Origin of the sequence: Streptomyces sp. NPDC052107 (genome assembly GCF_040680215.1) — a bacterium.
Taxonomy (GTDB): domain Bacteria; phylum Actinomycetota; class Actinomycetes; order Streptomycetales; family Streptomycetaceae; genus Streptomyces.
This window is the reverse complement of sequence record NZ_JBFAWG010000192.1, coordinates 1-5313: the sequence shown is the minus strand read 5'-3', so window position 1 is coordinate 5313 and position 5313 is coordinate 1. Positions and strand designations below refer to the sequence as shown.

General features: G+C 67.3%; 4 protein-coding genes and 2 pseudogenes. 2 read left to right on the top strand and 4 right to left on the bottom strand.

Annotation, left to right across the window (positions count from 1 at the left end):
- The coding region (locus AB0M27_RS46455; RefSeq protein ID WP_365732246.1) for a protein kinase at positions 1–398 on the top strand (398 nt) is incomplete at its 5' end.
- A gap of 136 nt (positions 399–534) precedes the next feature.
- Here AB0M27_RS46455 and AB0M27_RS46450 read toward each other — a convergent pair.
- From AB0M27_RS46450 to AB0M27_RS46440, 3 genes are all read right to left on the bottom strand, one after another.
- Positions 535–2076 carry a hypothetical protein gene (locus AB0M27_RS46450; RefSeq protein WP_365732245.1) on the bottom strand — a complete coding sequence of 514 codons (1542 nt, stop codon included), beginning with the start codon at positions 2074–2076 and terminating at the stop codon, positions 535–537.
- Positions 2077–2548: 472 nt separating this feature from the next.
- Complete coding sequence (locus AB0M27_RS46445) at positions 2549–2722, bottom strand: hypothetical protein (protein WP_365732244.1); 174 nt, start codon at positions 2720–2722, stop codon at positions 2549–2551.
- A gap of 502 nt (positions 2723–3224) precedes the next feature.
- Positions 3225–3365, bottom strand: a complete 141-nt coding sequence (locus AB0M27_RS46440) for a hypothetical protein (RefSeq protein WP_365732243.1) — start codon at positions 3363–3365, stop codon at positions 3225–3227.
- An 859-nt stretch (positions 3366–4224) separates the two neighbouring features.
- On the opposite strand from AB0M27_RS46440, the pseudogene AB0M27_RS46435 reads away from it, so the two are divergent.
- Positions 4225–4725, top strand: a pseudogene (locus AB0M27_RS46435) (tyrosine-type recombinase/integrase); the annotation flags it as partial.
- A 140-nt stretch (positions 4726–4865) separates the two neighbouring features.
- Here the strand turns inward: AB0M27_RS46435 and AB0M27_RS46430 are convergent.
- A pseudogene (locus AB0M27_RS46430) lies at positions 4866–5093 on the bottom strand (transposase); the annotation flags it as partial.
- Positions 5094–5313: the final 220 nt, after the last annotated feature.

Below are 5313 nucleotides of genomic sequence, written 5' to 3'. Positions count from 1 at the left end.
TCGCGGCCCGGCTCAACCACCCCAACGTCGTCGGCATGTACGACTTCGGCGCGCACCATGACCAGCCCCACCTGGTCATGGAACTCGTCGACGGCTGGAACCTGGCCCAGGAACGCTCCCTGCGCGGCGCACTGCCCCCGGCCGAGGCGGCGGCCGTCACGGCCCAGGCGGCAGCCGGCCTCTCCGAGGCACACCGGCAGGGAGTGGTCCACCGGGACGTCAAACCCGCCAACGTGATGCTGACCACCGACCGCACGGTGAAGATTACCGACTTCGGCATCGCACGCTCCGAGCCGCCGTCCGGAGACCACGTGGCCGATCTCCCCGACGGCGCCGGCACGCCAACCCCCGCCCGGACGTTGTCGCCGTCACCCGCGAACTCGTGGCAGCAGCCGTGAGATCCGCAACCCGCCCCGACGACGCCCAGCCGCAGGGCCGGCTGTTGCACCGGGGTGATGGAAGGCGTCGGGACGGGTCTCGGTCCGTTTGAACCGTGGGGAGTCATTCACCCGCGCCGCCCTGCCCCTTGGCCTGTCATGCCTGGGGCATTGCCGGGCTCGGCTCCTGCTCGCCGGATGGAGTTCCAGGCTTGAGGATGACGGAGGTGTAGTGGTTGGCGAAGAAGTACGAATAGGACAGGGCTTCGTCGATGTTGCCGAACTGGTTGCTCATCATGGACATCAGCGCTGTCGTGCGGGTGCCGTCGCCGGCGTAGGCGGTGAACTGCTGGTTGGGTGGCAACCCGGTGGCTCCGATGGTGACTTCGTCGATGCCTGGGAGTGCCCGGATCAGGGCCGTGCCCTGGCCGGAGCTACCGGAGACGCGCAGAGCGATGTTCTGCGTGCGCATGCCCAGACCTTGCCGGCCCAGGTTGTTCGTGCTGGTGGCCGGAGCACTGCGGGCCACGTACACCAGCGCCATCGGCGACTGGCCGATGGGAAGGGTCTTGATCACCGCGTTCGTGTGCGTGTCGATGACGTCGACCGCGTCGGAGTTCTGCAGGGCGACGTAGATCCTGGTGTTGTCGGGGCTCGGCCAGATGCCGTGGGGACCGTGGCCGTTGTTGTGGATGGTCTTCACCAGCGTGGGCGCCGCCCCGGTTTTCGATCGGCGGTACACCAGGGTCTCGTTCAGTCCGCCCACGGTCTGGTAAGCGTAGTCGACGCCGCCCACCGTGACGAAGTTGGGGTGGTTGGTGCGCGGTCCCGTGTTCAGCACCGCCTCCACATGCAAGGTGCGTGCATTGACCACAGCGGTGGTCCGGCCGTTGGTGGGCATGCCGAGCCAGATGTCCCGGCCGTCGGGTGAGATGGCCTCGTCGGAGGACCCGCCCGCCTGCGCGGGGATCTGCACGCGCTTGATGATCCGGCGCGAGGCAACATCGATCTGGTCCAGCCTCGAGGCGCGCAGGTGGTTGACGTAGGCGTATTTGCCGTCGGGGCTGAAAACCACCTTCGACGGCCCGTCCTCGCTGTAGATCCGGTCGACCTCCTTGCCGGCCCGCCAGTCAAGCACCGAGATGTAGTCCTCGCCGCGCACCGCCACCCACAGCTGCGTGCCGTCCGGCGAGAAGAACCCCTCGTGCGGCGCCCGGCCGACGTACATGGTGCGCACTACTTTGTTTGTTGCGGTGTCGATGACATGGACGGCGTTGGTGGTCACGTCGATCACGTCGAGCCACTTCCCGTCCCGGGAGAAGCCCAGGCCGTGCACGTCGATCTCCCCGTCGTACATGGCCCCCAGCACGTCCGCGCTGGGACTCAACCGCGGCTTGCCAAAAGCGATCGTGCCCAGCACCTTGTTCGTCGCCGGATTGATGACACTCACCGTGTTGGAATCCTGGTCGGCGGTGTATACCCGGTCGTTCCCCGAGATCTGCTGCGCCCCGGGCAGCGCCGGAGGCTGGATCGGCGTGCCATGCGCTGAGGGGCTGGCGTTCGATCCCACTGTGGAGCCCGGCACCGGACCCAGTTGGGAGGCTGCGGATTCCTGCGTCCCGGGCACCGTGCAAGCGGCGAGCGACGCGTACACGACCGCCGCTATGAATGCGCGGGTCAAGCTGGGTCTTGCACTCATGTTCACTCCTTGTGGTCACGTCGCCGGGGGGATGCCGGCGTCGCAAGCCGCCACCGGTGCTCGGCTCGTGGGAACTGCGCTGGACTCTTGGGGAGTGCGCTGGGCTTGTGGGGAGTGAGCCGGGGGGTGAGAGGTTGCGGCAGGGATTGGTTGCCGTGTTCACCGAAGGCAGCCGACGAGAGCAGCGACTGTCGTAGTGGCGCTGAGGTCACCTCATTCGAACGTGGTCACACGTCACCGGACGTGTGACCGGTGACGCTTGACGCCGGTCACCTGCGTCATCGTCCAGACATAAAGGAATCTAACGGACACTCTCGACATGCTCACCTCGGCAGGAGGGTTTCACTCGGACGGCCCATCTGCCGGCGAAGGGCGGACAAGTGCACGGCCGTGCAGACTTCGTGTGGTGTACGCCGAACGGGTTCAACCAGTGGAGAACGCTGTAACTCACTGACTCGGGCCGGTGGCTTGATCACTTCCCGAGCCTTGGGCTTGTGCGATGTGGTGGCCGCAGGTGGATGTCATGGATCCACAGCACTGACAGTCGCACGGTGCCGTACGGCAGGTTTGCTGCTACGTCCACTTCGACGCCGTTGACGGTGGCGTCGGTGATCTTCAGATCCAGGTCGCTGCTGTAGGCGCTCATGCGGATGAACATGCACGAGGCCGGGAGCCGGCTTCAGGCGCGAGCCGGGCCTTCGTCAGCAATGGAGACGGGCTGCCGTGGATGGGCTTGAATTCATGACCGGGGAGCGGCAGTTCTACGCCTGCGGAGTACGACCGCGACCCGTCGATCGGCCTGTGGTGTCGAGTAGGCGTCGAAGGATGCCAGAAGCGCCGGCCCGTCCTCCTCGGTGAGGTCTCGCGTCCGGCCGCTCTCTGCGAGCAGGGACGGGTGTGGCGTGATGACCGTTCGGGGGAGGGGAGCTTCCGTTCCCTCGGAGAGGAAGGGTTCGCGGACTGCTGTCTCGACTGCCCCGCGAGGCCGGGGGCTGCCGCGCGGCACGCCGGCCACAGGGGCTGATCAGGTGTGCCAGGCGCTGGAGCGGCATAGGTGGCGGTGGTTCCGCTGCTCTCAGGGGTGGATGGGGAAAGCACCCCCGGACCGTGATCGGTCCGGGGACTCTCCCGCGCGTCGAGTGGTGCTGTCACCACCATCCGCCGTAGTCGCAGACCACCCGGAAGCTGCCCACGACGCCGCGGTGGCCGAATACGCCATCGCCGTCGAAACCGAACTCGCCGCCGTGGCCATGGGGCACCACGCCGAAGGTCGCGCTGCGGGGTCCCACGGTGGCGATCGGAGGGCCACCGTCGCAGTTGACGCCCCGGAAGACCTCGACGGTCCTCCAGCTCTCATTGACGACATTGAAGCTGTGCGCGCCCAGTCCGCTGGCCGCGGTGATGCACCCGTCAATGAAGGCGGGGTACGAACGTTCGTTGAAGAAGATCCTTCCGACTCCCCTGTGGCCGTCACCGCCACGTCCACCGCCACCGCCGTGTCCGCCCCCGCCGCCCCCGCCCCCGCCGCCGCCGTCGCGTCCGCCGCCGCCGTCGCGTCCCCCGCCGCCGCCGTCGCGTCCGCCGCCCCCGCCGTCGCGTCCCCCGCCCCCGCCGTCGCGGCCCCCACTTCCGACTCCGTCCCCGTTCTGGGCGCCCGAAGGAGCTGCGGGTGCAGCGTGTTGCGCAGGCTGGGCGGCGTGATGGGCCGATTGGGCGGGGTGGTGGGCCGGTTGGGCGGGGTGGTGGAGTGGCTGGGCTGCCCAGTGGACAGGCGGGGAAGCCGGGATGGATTCGACGGTCGAGGCATAGGTGATGCCGGCGGCTGCGAGGACGGTCGCGCCTATTCCGGCGCCGACCACAGCGAAAGCACGCGAGGGCATGGGCACTTCTCTCTTTCTCATGTGCGTCGGCCGGACGACCGACCTGCGATGAACGTACCGACAGCTCACATAACTGGCATTCCGGGCGTGTCCAAGGTGTGAGGCTGTGGGGCCAACCAGGTGTCAGAAGTTCAGGGCGGTACAGGCCCGCGGCCGTAGGGCATCGGCAAAGGCCCCGGCAGGATTCGACCCGCGGCACCCGCATCGGGCGTTGTGGATGTCAGCCGGCCCCTCGATACCTGTCGTCACCCGTCCCGCTCGTTCGGGTGGCCGGCCCTTCGACAAGGCGCCGAAGTCCGCAGCCGGGGCCCGCTCGGTCTCCTTCCCTGCCGAACTGCTGGAAGCAGTCACGCACCACCTGGAGCAGTTCACTGCGCCCGGCCACGACGGTCACGTCTTCGTCGGGCTACAGGGCGGGCAGCTGCGGCGCACCAACTTCCGGGATGACTGGGTCAAGGCTCGGAAGGTCGCCGGCGTCACGGCCGATCTGCACTTCCACGATCTGCGGCACACGGGCAATACGTTCGCCTTGACGGCCGGTGCCGGCACGCGCGAGCTGATGACGCGCATGGGCCACAGCAGCTCCCGCGCCGCGCTGATCTATCAGCACATGACCAGCGACCGGGACCGGGCCATCACCGACCGGCTCGACGCCATGATCCGGGTCGCTGGGGGAGCGGCTTCCGACTGCTCCGTGAGGGGCCGTTCGTGGCTGCTGCTGTCCGCCATCCTTGATGTCACCTGTGAATGTCAGGTGCGGGCCTGCTGATGGGTCAGCTCCTCACCATCATGGTGATGGATGCGGGTACCGCGACCATCCCCCACACCATGAAGACACCCCCGATGAAGCGTGTCGGACCAGAGGGAACGGCCCACGATGTGGAGTCCTGCCAGGTGGATGGTCGTGGTCTTCTCGTAGCGGGTTGCGATGTCGTTGCCACCGCTTCAGGCGGTCGATGCACCGCTCGACGGTGTTTCGCTGCCTTTGGACCTCGTGGTCGAACGCCGGTGGCCTCGCTGGTCCGCCGCGACCGGGATCACCGCTCCGATCCCGCGGTTGCGCAGGTGGTCGCGGAGCGCGCGGGACGAGTAGCCCTAGTCCGCAAGGACCACGTCCGACCTGGTGCTCGGACGACCGCGCGGTCGGAAAACGCCTTGGTGGCCCATCACGCTGCTGCGATTGAGTGACAAGGAATACGGCTCCACGAGGATGTTCACGATATGGCGAGTTGATTTCTCATAGATTCTTCTGAGATTCAAATCCCGGGTTCGACTTAATTCGGTGACCTGGAGGATCGAATCTGGCCTCTGACCTGGGCGGACATGGGTGTGGCCGCCTGGAGGGCGTTTCTCTAGG